The sequence below is a fragment of the Halomonas terrestris genome (assembly GCF_049166755.1).
GTDB lineage: Bacteria > Pseudomonadota > Gammaproteobacteria > Pseudomonadales > Halomonadaceae > Halomonas.
In genome coordinates this window covers 19898-34639 of sequence record NZ_JBMHFZ010000030.1, presented here as the reverse complement: position 1 = coordinate 34639, position 14742 = coordinate 19898, and the positions used below count along the sequence as shown (strand labels likewise).

General features: G+C 64.7%; 11 protein-coding genes and 1 tRNA gene. All 12 read right to left on the bottom strand.

Going from position 1 to position 14742, the window contains the following annotated elements; genetic code table 11:
* A partial coding sequence (locus ACOMD9_RS19900) for an elongation factor G (protein WP_421417742.1) occupies positions 1 to 1105 on the bottom strand: 1105 nt, incomplete at its 3' end.
* A gap of 30 nt (positions 1106 to 1135) precedes the next feature.
* Complete coding sequence (gene rpsG / locus ACOMD9_RS19895) at positions 1136 to 1606, bottom strand: 30S ribosomal protein S7 (protein WP_421417741.1); 471 nt, start codon at positions 1604 to 1606, stop codon at positions 1136 to 1138.
* Positions 1607 to 1725: 119 nt separating this feature from the next.
* Entirely contained in the window at positions 1726 to 2100 is a 375-nt protein-coding gene (rpsL, locus tag ACOMD9_RS19890; protein WP_089797148.1) for a 30S ribosomal protein S12, read from the bottom strand.
* 191 nt (positions 2101 to 2291) lie between these two features.
* Entirely contained in the window at positions 2292 to 6512 is a 4221-nt protein-coding gene (gene rpoC / locus ACOMD9_RS19885) for a DNA-directed RNA polymerase subunit beta' (RefSeq protein ID WP_421417740.1), read from the bottom strand.
* An 82-nt stretch (positions 6513 to 6594) separates the two neighbouring features.
* The gene (gene rpoB, locus ACOMD9_RS19880) at positions 6595 to 10671 is read right to left on the bottom strand and encodes a DNA-directed RNA polymerase subunit beta (protein WP_421417739.1); all 4077 of its coding nucleotides are present in this window, start codon (positions 10669 to 10671) and stop codon (positions 6595 to 6597) included.
* Positions 10672 to 10903: 232 nt separating this feature from the next.
* On the bottom strand, positions 10904 to 11275 hold the full coding sequence (rplL, locus tag ACOMD9_RS19875; protein ID WP_421417738.1) for a 50S ribosomal protein L7/L12: 372 nt from the start codon (positions 11273 to 11275) through the stop codon (positions 10904 to 10906).
* A 91-nt stretch (positions 11276 to 11366) separates the two neighbouring features.
* Entirely contained in the window at positions 11367 to 11867 is a 501-nt protein-coding gene (gene rplJ / locus ACOMD9_RS19870) for a 50S ribosomal protein L10 (protein WP_421417737.1), read from the bottom strand.
* 274 nt (positions 11868 to 12141) lie between these two features.
* The gene (gene rplA, locus ACOMD9_RS19865; protein WP_421417736.1) at positions 12142 to 12834 is read right to left on the bottom strand and encodes a 50S ribosomal protein L1; all 693 of its coding nucleotides are present in this window, start codon (positions 12832 to 12834) and stop codon (positions 12142 to 12144) included.
* A 2-nt stretch (positions 12835 to 12836) separates the two neighbouring features.
* Positions 12837 to 13268, bottom strand: a complete 432-nt coding sequence (gene rplK, locus ACOMD9_RS19860; protein WP_102626767.1) for a 50S ribosomal protein L11 — start codon at positions 13266 to 13268, stop codon at positions 12837 to 12839.
* An 88-nt stretch (positions 13269 to 13356) separates the two neighbouring features.
* Positions 13357 to 13890 carry a transcription termination/antitermination protein NusG gene (gene nusG, locus ACOMD9_RS19855; RefSeq protein ID WP_282720219.1) on the bottom strand — a complete coding sequence of 178 codons (534 nt, stop codon included), beginning with the start codon at positions 13888 to 13890 and terminating at the stop codon, positions 13357 to 13359.
* Positions 13891 to 13898: 8 nt separating this feature from the next.
* Positions 13899 to 14267 carry a preprotein translocase subunit SecE gene (gene secE, locus ACOMD9_RS19850; protein WP_421417735.1) on the bottom strand — a complete coding sequence of 123 codons (369 nt, stop codon included), beginning with the start codon at positions 14265 to 14267 and terminating at the stop codon, positions 13899 to 13901.
* Positions 14268 to 14339: 72 nt separating this feature from the next.
* Positions 14340 to 14415 (bottom strand) — tRNA-Trp (locus ACOMD9_RS19845).
* Positions 14416 to 14742: the final 327 nt, after the last annotated feature.

Here is a 14742-nt window from a genome sequence, read left to right as displayed (position 1 = left end):
TGGCGTGCATCTGGACGATACGACCGACGCGCTCCTTCTTCTCCTTGACGGAGTTGTAGACGCTGTCGCCCGAGTTCAGCACGCCCGAGTAGACGCGGATGAAGGTCAGGGTGCCGACGAAGGGGTCGGTGGCGATCTTGAAGGCCAGGGCGGCGAAGGGGGCGCTGTCGTCCGCCTCGCGGGTGGCGATGGTGCCGTCCTTGTCGTCCAGCTCGCCCTCGATCGCCTTGACCTCGGTGGGAGACGGCAGGTACTCGACGACAGCATCCAGCACCGCCTGCACGCCCTTGTTCTTGAACGCCGAGCCGCAGGTGACCAGCACGATCTCGTTGTCCAGGGTGCGGCGACGCAGGCCAGCCTTGATCTCTTCCTTGGTGAGCTCGCCCTCTTCGAGGTACTTGTCCATCAGCTCTTCGGACGCCTCGGCGGCGGCCTCGACCATCTCCTCGCGATACTTCTCGGCGGTCTCCTGGAGCTCGGCCGGGATATCGACGAGGTCATAGGTGGCGCCGAGGTCGGCCTCGTTCCACAGGATGGCCTTCATCTCGAGCAGGTCGATGACGCCCTTGAACTCCTCCTCGGTGCCCCAGTTGATCTGGATCGGCACGGCGTTGGCGCCCAGTCGCTCCTTGAGCTGCTCGACCACCATGAAGTAGTCGGCGCCGGTGCGATCCATCTTGTTGACGAACACCATGCGCGGCACTTCGTACTTGTTGGCCTGGCGCCACACGGTCTCGGTCTGGGGCTGGACGCCGGACGAGCCGCACAGCACCACCACGGCCCCGTCGAGAACACGCAGGGAACGCTCCACCTCGATGGTGAAGTCCACGTGCCCGGGGGTGTCGATGATGTTGATGCGGTGCTCATCGAACTGGTGGTTCATGCCCTTCCAGAAGGTGGTGACGGCAGCGGAGGTGATGGTGATGCCACGCTCCTGCTCCTGCTCCATCCAGTCGGTGGTGGAGGCACCTTCGTGGGTCTCGCCCAGCTTGTGGTTGATCCCGGTGTAGAACAGCACGCGCTCGGTCGTGGTGGTCTTGCCGGCATCGACGTGGGCGACGATCCCGATGTTGCGATAGCGGTTTAGTGGAGTCTTGCGAGCCACGGTGGAACTCCCCGTTGGTTGGCGATGCGTTTAGAAGCGGTAGTGCGAGAACGCCTTGTTGGCTTCCGCCATGCGGTGCACGTCTTCACGCTTCTTGACCGCGGAGCCCTTGCCCTCGGCGGCGTCCAGCATCTCGCCGGCCAGGCGCTGTACCATGGTCTTCTCTCCACGGCGACGGGCCGCATCGACCAGCCAGCGCATGGCCAGCGCCTGGCGGCGTGACGGACGAACCTCCACCGGCACCTGATAGGTCGCGCCGCCGACGCGGCGGGACTTGACCTCGACCATCGGCTGGATGGCTTCCAGCGCCTTGTCGAAGACCTCCAGCGGCTCTTCCTTGCTTCGCTCGGCAACCCTGTCCAGCGCACCGTAGACGATACGCTCAGCTACGGACTTCTTGCCGCTGACCATCAGGTGGTTCATGAACTTCGCCAGGCGCTCGCTTCCGAACTTGGGATCCGGCAGGATCTCGCGCTTGGCTGCAACTCTTCTTCTAGGCATGATAAGCCCTCTGTAAAGGGTCCTTCAGGTAAACCCGAGACGATCGCCGTGGGCGCGCTCGACCTTACTCTTATCAGACCGATGCCATGTATTCAGTAGAGGTGGCGTGAGCCACCCGATTACACCTTGGGACGCTTGGTGCCGTACTTGGAGCGACCCTGCTTGCGGTTCTGCACGCCGGAGGTGTCCAGGGCGCCGCGCACGGTGTGATAGCGCACACCGGGAAGGTCCTTGACACGGCCGCCACGGATCAGGACCACGGAGTGCTCCTGGAGGTTGTGGCCTTCACCGCCGATGTACGAAGAAACCTCGAAACCGTTGGTCAGGCGCACACGGCACACCTTCCGCAGGGCCGAGTTCGGCTTCTTCGGGGTAGTGGTATAGACGCGGGTGCAGACACCGCGCTTCTGCGGGCAGGCCTGCAGCGCCGGCACGTCGCTCTTGCTGACGGGGCGCTTGCGCGGCTTGCGCACGAGCTGATTGATCGTTGCCATCTATTGCTCCAATGGGTTGCCTTGGCGGAAGCGAGGTAGCCGCTCGCTTTCCTGTACTGCGCTGCCTTTCCAGCGGGCGCGGGCGTACCCGCCCCACTGTTAAAGGCTGCGCATTCTAATGGCTGACGAGGCCGGCCGTCAAGCCTGGCGTCCCGCCCACAGGGCAGGACGCCAGGCCGGCGGCCCGGGCGTCAGATCTCGTCGTCATCCGAGTCGAGGGCAGTCAGCTGGGCGCCCAGCTCCTGCTCGACATCGAGGGCCGACGGGTGGAGCAGGCGATCGGCGTCTTCACGCTTGCGCTTGCGCTCCGCGTGGTGGGTCAGGCCGGTACCGGCCGGGATCAGGCGTCCCACCACCACGTTCTCCTTCAGGCCGCGCAGGTAGTCGCGCTTGCCGGTCACCGCCGCCTCGGTCAGCACCCGCGTGGTCTCCTGGAAGGAGGCCGCGGAGATGAACGACTCGGTGGCCAGGCTGGCCTTGGTGATCCCCAGCAACACCCGCTGGTACTTGGCCGGGAATTTCTCTCCCTTCTCGAGGAAGTGATTCTGCTCGAGCACTCGAACCAGTTCGACCTGGTCGCCCGGGATGAAGTCCGAATCGCCGGAATCGGTGACCTCCACCTTGCGCAGCATCTGACGCACGATCACCTCGATGTGCTTGTCGTTGATGCCCACGCCCTGCAGGCGGTAGACGTCCTGGATCTCGGCGGTGATGTACTTGGCCAGTTCCGCCACGCCCAGCAGACGCAGGATGTCGTGCGGGTTGCTGGGGCCATCCGAGATCACCTCGCCCTTCTCGACACTCTCGCCCTCGAAGACGGCGATCTGGCGCCATTTCGGGATCAGCATTTCGAACGGGTCGCCGCCACCCTCGGGGGTGATGGTCAGGCGCCGCTTGCCCTTGGTCTCCTTGCCGAAGCTGATCACGCCGCTGATCTCGGCCAGTATCGCCGGTTCCTTCGGCTTGCGCGCCTCGAACAGGTCGGCGACGCGCGGCAGACCCCCGGTGATGTCCTTGTTGGCGGACGCCTCCACCGGGATACGCGCAACGATCTCGCCCACGCCGATGCGGGCACCGTTGTCGGCGGTGACGATTGCCTTGCCCGGGAGCAGGTACTGCACCGGGGTGTCGGAACCCGTGACCGTGACCGGCTTGCCGTCATCGCCCGAGAGCAGGATCATCGGGCGCTTGTCGCGGCCGGCCATCGGCCGCGCCGCGGCCTCGATCACCTCGATGGAGGAGAGACCGGTCATCTCGTCCACGCTGCGGTGGATGGTCAGGCCCTCGTCCATGTCCGCGTACTGCACGGTACCCTCGGCCTCGGCGACGATCGGGTGGGTGTGCGGATCCCACTTGGCCACGGCCTCGCCAGCCTCGACGGCATCACCGTCGCGCACCGACAGCTCGGCGCCGTAGGGCAGCTTGTAGTACTCGCGCTCGCGGCCGTGGTCGTCGGCGACGGCCAGGGCGCTGGAGCGGGAGACCACGACCAGCTTGCCGTCACTGCGCTCGACATACTTGATATTGTGCAGGCGTACCTTGCCGCCGTGCTTGACCTGGACGCTGTCCACCGCGGAGGCCCGAGAGGCCGCACCACCGATGTGGAAGGTCCGCATGGTCAGCTGGGTACCCGGCTCGCCGATCGACTGGGCAGCGATGACGCCCACCGCCTCACCGATGTTGACCTGGTGGCCACGCGCCAGGTCACGGCCGTAGCAGGCCGAGCAGACGCCGTGCGAGGTCTCGCAGGTGATGGCGCTGCGCACCACGACCTCGTCGACGCCCATGGTGTCGAGCTCGGCACACCAGGCCTCGTCGAGCAGGGTGCCGCGGGGGATCAACACCTCCTCGGTGGCCGGGTCGATGACGTCCCGGGCCACCACGCGGCCCAGCACCCGCTGGGCCAGGGAGACGATGATGTCGCCCCCCTCGATGACCGGGTGCAGGGTCAGGCCGTTCTCGGTGCCGCAGTCCGCCTCGGTGATCACCATGTCCTGGGCCACGTCGACCAGGCGACGGGTCAGGTAACCGGAGTTGGCGGTCTTGAGTGCCGTGTCCGCCAGGCCCTTGCGCGCCCCGTGGGTGGAGATGAAGTACTGGAGGACGTTCAGGCCCTCACGGAAGTTGGCGACAATCGGTGTCTCGATGATCGAGCCATCCGGCTTGGCCATCAGGCCGCGCATGCCCGCCAGCTGGCGGATCTGCGCGGCGCTGCCACGCGCCCCGGAGTCGGCCATGATGAAGACGCTGTTGAAGGACGCCTGCTCGACCTGGTTGCCGTCGCGGTCGGTCACGGTCTCCTTCTCGATGCCGTCCATCATCGCCCGGGCCACCTTGTCGTTGGCCTTGGACCAGATGTCGATCACCTTGTTGTACTTCTCGCCCGCGGTGACGAGACCTGAGGAGAACTGATCCTCGATCTCCTTCACCTCGTCCTCGGCCGCCTCGATGATCTCGGCCTTGGCATCCGGGATGACGAAGTCGTTGACGCCGATGGAGGCACCGGACCAGGTGGCCAGGCGGAAGCCGGTATACATCAGCTGGTCGGCGAAGATCACCGCCGGCTTGAGCCCGGCACGGCGATACACCTCGTTGATCAGCTTCGAGATCGCCTTCTTCTTCATCGACTGGTCGACCAGCGCGAAGGGCACGCCCTCGGGCAGGATGCGGAACAGCAGCGCACGCCCCACGGTGGTGTCATACAGGCGACGATGCTCGCTCTTCTCGCCGGTCTCCTCGTCGATCTCCACCTCGGTCAGGCGCACCTTGACCCGGGCGTGCAGGTCGACGTGCTGGGTGCCGAAGGCGCGCTCCACCTCGTTGAGGTTGGCGAACACCATGCCCTCGCCCTTGGCGTTGATGCGCTCGCGGGTCATGTAGTAGAGCCCCAGCACCACGTCCTGGGAAGGCACGATGATCGGCTCGCCGTTGGCCGGTGACAGCACGTTGTTGGTGGCCATCATCAGTGCCCGCGCCTCGAGCTGGGCTTCCAGGGTCAGCGGTACGTGAACCGCCATCTGGTCACCGTCGAAGTCGGCGTTGTAGGCGGCACACACCAGCGGGTGCAGCTGGATCGCCTTGCCCTCGATCAGCAGCGGCTCGAAGGCCTGGATACCCAGGCGGTGGAGGGTCGGGGCGCGGTTGAGCAGTACCGGGTGCTCGCGGATGACATCGGCGAGGATGTCCCACACCTCCGGCAGCTCGCGCTCGACCATCTTCTTGGCGGCCTTGATGGTGGACGCCTGGCCGTTGGCCTGCAGCTTGGAGTAGATGAACGGCTTGAACAGCTCCAGTGCCATCTTCTTGGGCAGGCCGCACTGGTGCAGGCGCAGGGTCGGGCCCACGGTGATCACCGAACGACCCGAGTAGTCGACTCGCTTGCCCAGCAGGTTCTGGCGGAAGCGGCCCTGCTTGCCCTTGATCATGTCGGCCAGGGACTTCAGCGGGCGCTTGTTGGAGCCGGTGATGGCACGGCCACGACGGCCGTTGTCCAGCAGGGCATCCACCGCCTCCTGCAGCATGCGCTTCTCGTTGCGCACGATGATGTCCGGCGCATTGAGGTCGAGCAGCCGCTTGAGGCGGTTGTTGCGGTTGATCACCCGACGATAGAGGTCGTTGAGATCGGAGGTGGCGAAGCGGCCACCGTCCAGCGGCACCAGCGGACGCAGGTCCGGCGGCAGCACCGGGAGCACCTCCATGACCATCCACGCCGGGGCATTGCCGGAGTTGTAGAAGGCCTCCAGCAGCTTGAGCCGCTTGGAGAGCTTCTTGATCTTGGTCTCGGAATTGGTCTGCGGGATCTCCTCGCGCAGGCGATCGATCTCCTCCTCGAGATCGATGTCCTTGAGCAGGGCCTGGACGGCCTCGGCACCCATGCGGGCATCGAAGTCGTCACCGAACTCCTCGAGGGCCTCGAAGTACTGCTCGTCGTTGAGCAGCTGGCCGCGCTCTAGGGTGGTCATGCCCGGATCGATGACCACGAAGCTCTCGAAGTAGAGCACGCGCTCGATGTCGCGCAGGGTCATGTCCAGGAACATGCCGATGCGCGACGGCAGCGACTTGAGGAACCAGATGTGGGCGACCGGCGAGGCCAGCTCGATATGGCCCATGCGCTCGCGGCGCACGGCGGCCTTGGTGACCTCGACGCCGCACTTCTCGCAGATGATCCCGCGGTGCTTCATGCGCTTGTACTTGCCGCACAGGCACTCGTAGTCCTTCACCGGGCCGAAGATCTTGGCGCAGAACAGGCCGTCGCGCTCCGGCTTGAAGGTGCGGTAGTTGATGGTCTCGGGCTTCTTGACCTCGCCGAAGGACCAGGAGCGGATCATGTCCGGCGACGCCAGCGTGATCTTGATCGCGTCGAACTCGTCGGACTGAGACTGCGATTTGAGGACTTTCACCAAATCTTTCATGGGGTCGGCTCCGCTGCGGAGTTGTCATGGGCGGGGGTGTTGCCACCCCCGCGGACCGTCATTCTGTGAAGCGTCGGCCGCCTCAGCTCTCGAGCTCGATGTCGATGCCCAGCGAGCGGATCTCCTTCACCAGCACGTTGAAGGATTCCGGCATGCCCGCCTGCATGGTGTGGTCGCCATCCACGATGCTCTTGTACATCTTGGTGCGCCCTTCCACGTCGTCGGACTTGACGGTGAGCATCTCCTGGAGCGTGTAGGCGGCGCCATAGGCTTCCAGTGCCCAGACCTCCATCTCGCCGAAGCGCTGGCCACCGAACTGCGCCTTGCCGCCCAGCGGTTGCTGGGTGACCAGCGAGTAGGAGCCGGTGGAACGGGCATGCATCTTGTCGTCCACCAGGTGGTTGAGCTTGAGCATGTACATGTAGCCGACGGTGACCGGACGGTCGAAGGCATCGCCGGTACGGCCATCATAGAGGCACATCTGACCGGAGTCCGGCAGGCCCGCCAGCTTGAGCAGATGCTTGATCTCGCCCTCCTTGGCGCCGTCGAACACCGGCGAGGCCATCGGCACGCCACTCTGCAGGTTCTTCGCCAGGGCGATCACCTCGTCATCGGTCAGCGAGTCGAGGTCCTCGACCCGGGTACCCTCGGTGTTGTAGACCTGTCCCAGGAAGTCGCGGATCTGGCCGACCTGCTGGTCGCGCGCCTCGCGCAGCATCTGCTCGATCTTCACGCCGAGGCCTCGGGCCGCCAGGCCCAGGTGGGTCTCGAGGATCTGGCCGACGTTCATGCGCGACGGCACGCCCAGCGGGTTGAGGACCACGTCCACCGGCTCGCCATTGTCGTCGAAGGGCATGTCCTCGACGGGCATGATCGCCGAGATGACACCCTTGTTGCCGTGACGGCCGGCCATCTTGTCACCCGGCTGGATGCGACGCTTGACCGCCATGTAGACCTTGACGATCTTCAGCACGCCCGGCGCCAGGTCGTCGCCCTGGGTGAGCTTGCGCTTCTTGTCCTCGAAGCGCTCGTCCATCTCGCGGCGACGGTTCTCGAGCTGTTCGTCGGCCTGGGCCAGCAGCTCGTTGAGGGCCTCATCCTGCAGGCGCAGCTTGAACCACTGCTGGCGCGGCAGCTCCTCGAGGTACTCGTCGGAGAGGATGTCACCCTTCTTGAGCTTGGGGCCACCGTTGACGGACTGGCCGGAGAAGGTCCGCTTGAGGCGCTCGAAGGTGGCGTCCTCGGCGATGCGGTAGGTCTCCTGCAGGTCCTTGCGCACCTCGTCGAGCTGCATCTGCTCGATGGAGAGCGCACGGGAGTCCTTCTCCACGCCGTCGCGGGTGAACACCTGCACGTCGATGACGGTGCCACGCATCCCGGTGGGGGCCCGCAGCGAGGTGTCCTTCACATCGGAGGCCTTCTCGCCGAAGATCGCCCGCAGCAGCTTCTCTTCCGGGGTCAGCTGGGTCTCGCCCTTGGGCGTGACCTTGCCGACCAGGATGTCGCCCGGCCCGACCTCGGCACCGATGTAGACCACGCCGGCCTCGTCCAGCTTGGCCAGTGCCGACTCGCCCACGTTGGGAATGTCGGAGGTGATCTCCTCCGGCCCCAGCTTGGTATCGCGGGAGACGCAGGTGAGCTCCTGGATGTGGATGGTGGTGAAGCGGTCTTCCTGGACCACCCGCTCGGAGAGCAGGATGGAGTCCTCGAAGTTGTAGCCGTTCCAGGGCATGAAGGCGATGCGCATGTTCTGGCCCAGGGCCAGGTCACCCATGTCCACCGAGGGACCGTCGGCCAGGATGTCGCCGCGCGCCACCTCGTCGCCGGGGCGCACGATGGGGCGCTGGTTCATGCAGGTGTTCTGGTTGGAACGCACGTACTTGGTGAGGTTGTAGATGTCGACGCCGGCCTCGCCGCCGATGATCTCGTCCTCGTTGATGCGCACCACGATGCGCTTGGCATCGACGGAGTCGATCACGCCGCCGCGGCGTGCCACGGCGCAGACGCCGGAGTCGCGGGCCACGAAGCGCTCCATGCCGGTACCCACCAGCGGCTTCTCGGCACGCAGGGTCGGTACCGCCTGACGCTGCATGTTCGAGCCCATCAGGGCGCGGTTGGCGTCGTCGTGCTCCAGGAAGGGGATCAGCGCCGCCGCCACGGAGACCACCTGGCGTGGGGAGACGTCCATCAGGGTGACCTGTTCGGGACGCATGAAGGTGGTCTCGCCCTTGTGGCGCACCTGCACCAGGTCGTCGACCAGCTTGCCGGCCTCGTCCACGGTGGCGGAGGCCTGGGCGATGATGAAGTCACCCTCCTCGATCGCCGAGAGGTGTACCACCTCGTCGGTCACCTGACGGTCCACCACCTTGCGGTACGGGGTCTCGAGGAAGCCGTAGCTGTTGGTGTGGCTGTAGGTGGCCAGGGAGTTGATCAGGCCGATGTTCGGGCCTTCCGGGGTCTCGATCGGGCACAGCCGGCCGTAGTGCGTGGCGTGGACGTCACGCACCTCGAAGCCGGCCCGCTCGCGGGTCAGGCCGCCCGGGCCCAGCGCGGAGACGCGGCGCTTGTGGGTGACCTCGGAGAGCGGGTTGTTCTGGTCCATGAACTGTGACAGCTGGCTGGAGCCGAAGAACTCCTTGACCGCCGCCGCCACCGGCTTGGCGTTGATCAGGTCCTGGGGCATCAGGCCCTCGCTCTCGGCCATGGAGAGACGCTCCTTGACCGCACGCTCGACCCGCACCAGGCCGACACGGAACTGGTTCTCGGCCATCTCGCCGACGCAGCGGATGCGGCGGTTGCCCAGATGATCGATATCGTCGACTTCACCGAAGCCGTTACGGATATTGATCAGCTCCTTGAGCACGTCGAGGATGTCGCGGCGATCCAGCACGCCGGAGCCGGTGTCGCTGTCACGACGCAGGCGGCGGTTGAACTTCATGCGACCGACACCGGAGAGGTCGTAGCGATCCTCGGTGAAGAACAGGTTGTGGAACAGGGTCTCGGCGGCCTCCTTGGTGGGCGGCTCGCCGGGACGCATCATGCGGTAGATCTCGACCAGCGCCTCGAGCTGGGACCCGGTGGTGTCCAGCTTGAGGGTATCGGAGATGAAGGGGCCACAGTCGAGATCGTTGGTGTAGAGGGTCTCGAGGCTGGTGATGCCCGCCTGGCCGATCTTCTCCAGCAGATCCGGGGTGATCTCGGTGTTGCAGGGGCAGATCAGCTCGCCGGTGTTGGGGTCGACCTGATCCTTGCCCAGCGTCTTGCCGAACAGGTATTCCATCGGCACCTCGAGACGCTCGAGGCCGGCCTTCTCCAGCTGCCGGATGTGCTTCTGGGTGATGCGGCGCCCTTCCTCGACGATCAGGTTGCCCTCGCCGTCCTTGATGTCGAAGGTGGCGGTCTCGCCACGCAGGCGCGACGGCACCAGCTCCACGGAGAAGCCGGACTTCTCGATGTGGAAGGTGCTGGTCTCGAAGAACTCGTCGAGGATCTCCTCGGCGCTCATGCCCAGCGCACGCATCAGCACCGTGGCCGGCAGCTTGCGGCGGCGGTCGATACGCACGAAGACGCTGTCCTTCGGGTCGAACTCGAAGTCCAGCCAGGAGCCGCGGTAGGGAATCACGCGGGCCGAGTAGAGCAGTTTGCCGGAGGAGTGGCTCTTGCCCTTGTCATGGTCGAAGAACACGCCGGGCGAGCGGTGAAGCTGGGAAACGATGACCCGCTCGGTGCCGTTGACCACGAAGGTGCCGTTCTCGGTCATCAGGGGGATCTCCCCCATGTAGACTTCCTGCTCCTTGATGTCCTTGATCGCCTTGTTCGACGACTCCTTGTCGTAGATGATCAGCCGGACCTTGACCCGCAGCGGAGCCGAATAGGTGACGCCACGCAGCTGGCACTCCTTGACGTCGAAGGCCGGGGTGCCGAAACGATAGCTGACGTACTCCAGGGCGGCATTGCCGGAGAAGCTCTCGATCGGGAAGACGGACTTGAAGGCCGCATGCAGACCGATCTCGAGGCGCTCCTCGGGAGAACGGTCCTGCTGGAGAAAGTCGTAGTAGGAATCAAGCTGGATGGCCAGCAGGTAGGGCACATCCATCACTTGGGGCAGTTTGCCGAAATCCTTGCGGATGCGTTTTTTCTCAGTGTATGAGTAAGCCATCTGTATTCCCCAGCTTGTTCACCATGGGTGACCGATGCGTGGTCGGCGCCACCCGACGGGAGCGGCTCCGTCAGGCGATGAAGGCAAGCACCACGTCGGGTTGCTCGCCTTCGGAATTCGGCTGGCGGCTCTGCTCATGCAGAGGCCAGTGACAACAGAAAAAGGCCGGCAGCGGGTGTCCCGCCACCAGCCGTGGAAGCTTACGCAGCGCGTGAAGCCATGGGCACAAGGATTACTTGAGCTCCACGCTCGCGCCGGCCTCTTCCAGCTTGGCCTTGGCCGCTTCCGCATCTTCCTTGGACATCGCTTCCTTGATGGTCGCCGGCGCGCCGTCGACGGCACCCTTGGCTTCCTTCAGGCCCAGGCCGGTCAGCTCGCGGACGGCCTTGATCACGTTGACCTTCTTGTCGCCGGCAGCGGTCAGCACCAGGTCGAACTCGGTCTGCTCTTCGGCAGCGGCGGCTTCGCCACCGGCCGGACCGGCCACGACGGCAGCAGCGGCGGAGACGCCGAACTTCTCTTCCATCGCTTCGATCAGCTCGGCGACTTCCATGACGGACATGTCGGCGACGGCGTTGATGATGTCTTCTTTGGTCAGTGCCATTGTCACAATTCCTAACTTTGCGGGAGCCTCGGTGGACCGAGAGCTCGAGGATTCAATATTCGATTCGAGCTGCGCGCAGGAGTTCGCCCGATCAGGCGGCTTCCTGCTTCTGGTCGCGCAGCGCGGCGAGGGTACGGACCAGCTTGCCGGCAGACGCTTCCTTCATGACGGACATCAGCTTGGCGATCGCCTCGTCGTAGGTCGGCAGCGTTGCCAGGCGGTCGATGTCGCTCGCCGGGATCAGCTCGCCTTCGTAGGCCAGCGCCTTGACTTCGAAGTCCTTCTCGCCCTTGGCAAACTCCTTGAACAGGCGGGCGGCAGCGCCCGGATGCTCGTAGGAGAAGGCCAGCATGGTCGGACCGGAGAAGGACTCCTCCAGAATCTCCCAGGGAGTTCCGGACAGGGCGCGGCGTGCCAGGGTGTTGCGGACAACACGGATCTGCACGCCATTCTCGCGGGCCTGCTTGCGCAGGTCGGTCATCGCGCTGACCGCGACGCCGCGAGAATCGGCAACTACGACGGAGAGAGCATCCTTGGCGGCTGCACTGACCTCGGCAACAATCGCCTTCTTGCCTTCGAGTGCTAGGGGCACAGTGATCACTCCTTCGTGCCGGAACCTCGAACGAGGGCTCCGGTGGTTACCATCTCTCCCGCCCCGGGGCGTGAGCGCCGGGACGGGAGTCCTGGGTGATGGTGCTCACCAGGCTTCTGGCGGCACACCATCTGCGCAGGCCTCCCGGCGGGAGATTAAGCCGCCCTGCACGAGGAGGGGCGGCGCCTGCGGTCTTTGACGGTGCCCCGCCGGCACGTTCTGCAACCATGCACGGGGACCGCAAAGTTCTTGCCTGTTGCCGTCGAACTGCCGCTCAGACCAGCGCGGAGTGATCGACGGTGATGCCCGGGCCCATGGTGGTGGACAGGGTCATCTTCTTGAAATAGATACCCTTGGAGGTGCTGGGCTTGAGCCGCTTCAGGTCGGCGACCAGCGCTTCCAGGTTGCCCTGGATGGCGGCGGCGTCGAAGTCGACCTTGCCAAGGGTGGTGTGGATGATGCCGTTCTTGTCGGTACGGAACCGCACCTGGCCGGCCTTGGCGTTCTTGACCGCAGTGGCGACATCCGGGGTCACGGTGCCGACCTTGGGGTTCGGCATCAGGCCGCGCGGACCGAGAATCTGGCCCAGCTGGCCGACCACACGCATGGCGTCCGGCGAGGCGATGACCACGTCGAAGTCGAGCTGGCCCTTCTTGACCTGCTCGGCCAGGTCGTCCATGCCGACGATATCGGCACCGGCTTCCTTGGCGGCATCGGCGTTGGCACCCTGGGTGAAGACGGCGACACGCACGTCCTTGCCGGTACCGTTGGGCATGACGGTGGCGCCACGCACGACCTGGTCGGACTTGCGCGGGTCGACGCCCAGGTTGATGGCGACGTCCAGCGACTCCTTGAACTTGACGGTGGAAAGCTCGGCGAGCAGTGCCACGGCCTCTTCCAGGGAGTAGACCTTGGCCGGGTCGACCTTCTCGCGAATCTGCTTCGCACGCTTGGTAAGCTTGGCCATGATCAGAGACCCTCCACGTTCAGGCCCATGCTGCGGGCACTACCGGCAATGGTACGCACCGCGGCGTCGAGATCGGCAGCGGTCAGATCCGGCTCCTTGGTCTTGGCGATCTCCTCGAGCTGCTCGCGGGTCACGGTACCGACCTTCTTCTTGTTCGGCTCGCCGGAGCCGGACTTGATGCCAGCGGCCTTCTTCAGCAGGACCGCGGCAGGCGGGGTCTTGGTGACGAAGGTAAAACTGCGGTCGGAGTAGACGGTGATGACCACCGGCGTGGGCAGACCCGGCTCGATGTCCTGGGTAGCCGCGTTGAACGCCTTGCAGAACTCCATGATGTTGACGCCGTGCTGACCCAGCGCGGGGCCCACGGGGGGACTCGGGTTGGCTTTGCCAGCCGCGACCTGCAGCTTGATGTAAGCCTGTACTTTCTTGGCCATGATTGACTCCAGTTGGGTAGTAGCGCCTTTCGGCTCCCCGGGTTACGCGGCCCGCTCGGGGCCGCATCGCAAACGTCAGGCCGAGTGGCTATTCCTTCTCGACCTGCGCGAATTCCAGTTCGACAGGAGTCGAGCGACCGAAGATCAGCACACTGACCTGGAGGCGACTCTTGTCGTAGTTGACCTCTTCCACCACGCCGTTGAAGTCGGCGAAGGGGCCGTCGACCACGCGCACCGATTGACCCGGCTCGAACAGCGTCTTGGGGCGCGGCTTGTCGGTGCCGTCCTTCACCCGGCGCAGGATGGCATCGGCCTCCTTCTGGGTGATCGGTGCCGGCTTCTCCTTGGTGCCGCCGATGAACCCCATGACCCGCGGGGTCTCGTTGACCAGGTGCCAGGTCTCGTCGTCCATCTCCATCTCGACCAGCACGTAGCCGGGATAGAACTTGCGCTCGCTCTTGCGACGCTTGCCATCACGCATCTCGACGACTTCTTCGGTCGGCACCAGGATCTCGCCGAAGCGGTCCTCCATGCCATGCATCTTCACGCGCTCGATCAGCGAGCGCATGACATGCTTCTCGAAGCCGGAGTAGGCGTGCACGACGTACCAACGCTTGGACATGGAAGCTCCTAACCAATGACGCCGGACATCGCCCAGCCAAGTAGGGTGTCGATCAGCCACAGCATCAGACCGACCACCAGCACGGCAACCAGCACGATGCCCGTGGTCTGCACGGTCTCGGGACGCGTCGGCCACACCACACGCTGGATCTCCTTCTTCGCGCTCCTGGCCAGCTCGGTGAGCTCGCGCCCGCGAGCGGTGGTCAACGCGACCAGCGCCGCCACGACACTCAGGGCAACGACGCCCAGCACGCGATAGATGAGCCCCAGATCGGCGAAGTAGGTGTTGCCGACAACGGCAAGAACCAGCAGAGTGACGACAACCGCCCACTTGAGCCCGTCGCGGCGCGACTCCTGCACCTCGGCGCTATGCTTCATGAAAACGAGACTCCTCAGGGCGCGGCAATCGAAACTTGAAAGTATATGGGATAACGCCAGCCTGGGGAAGACTGGCAGGCCAGGAGGGAATCGAACCCCCAACCTGCGGTTTTGGAGACCGCTGCTCTGCCAATTGAGCTACTGGCCTGTATCTGCTCCGCAACCACCCTTTGCGAGCGGCCTGCACGACAGCGGGCGCCATGATAGCGGAAGCCGCCTCTTCTGGCAACCCCTTTCCCGCCCCTTCCTCGACGCGGGGAAGAAAGAGAAAAGGCGAGCCCGGGCTCGCCTTTTCGATATGGAGCTCATGGACGGATTTGAACCGTCGACCTCACCCTTACCAAAGACGAGCGGGCATGATACAGCAACGACACTCAACGTCAACTATCGACGCAAAGCGCCGTGAAATCAGCTATATAGGTTAAGATGTCGCGGCAGCTAATGCACGGCGTTGTCGTTGGTTTATCCTGCCATT